Annotated in this window: 2 protein-coding genes; both read right to left on the minus strand. The window is 49.8% G+C overall.

Annotation, left to right across the window (positions count from 1 at the left end; all coding sequences use genetic code 11):
• Positions 1 to 219: recombination protein NinB (locus VER_RS10255; RefSeq protein ID WP_000736894.1), on the minus strand; the 219-nt coding region annotated here is incomplete at its 3' end.
• 73 nt (positions 220 to 292) lie between these two features.
• On the minus strand, positions 293 to 588 hold a 296-nt coding region (locus tag VER_RS10435; protein WP_238390211.1), incomplete at its 5' end, for a hypothetical protein.

The raw sequence follows: 588 nt of genomic DNA on the forward strand, positions 1-588 counted from the left end.
CTTCCAGCTTTCTGCATCCAGCCAGCGACCATGCCATTCAACCTGACGAGAGACGTCACCTAAGCAGGCCCATAGCTTCCTGTTTTGGTCTAAGCTGCGGTTGCGTTCCTGAATGGTTACTACGATTGGTTTGGTTGGGTCTGGAAGGATTTGCTGTACTGCGTGAATAGCGTTTTGCTGATGTGCTGGAGATCGAATTTCAAAGGTTAGTTTTTTCATGACTTCCCTCTCCCCCAAATAAAAAGGCCTGCGATTACCAGCAGGCCTGTTATTAGCTCAGTAATGTAGAGGGTCATCTTTTAACTCCATATACCGCCAATACCCGTTTCATCGCGGCACTCTGGCGACACTCCTTAAAAACCAGGTTCGTGCTCATCTTTCCTTCCCGTTCTTCCCTGGTAGCAAACCGGTAATACACCGTTCGCCAGACCTTACCTTCGATAACCAGAAGACCTGCCCGTGCCATTTTAGCCGCGGCCTGATTTATGCTGGTTACTGTTGCGCCTGTTAGCGCGGCAACGTCCGGCGCACAGAAGCTATTATGCGTCCCCAGGTAATGAATAATTGCCTCTTTGCCCGTCATACACT

The organism is Veillonella sp. R32 (assembly GCF_010093125.1).
In the GTDB taxonomy this organism is placed as follows: Bacteria; Bacillota; Negativicutes; order Veillonellales; family Veillonellaceae; genus Veillonella_A.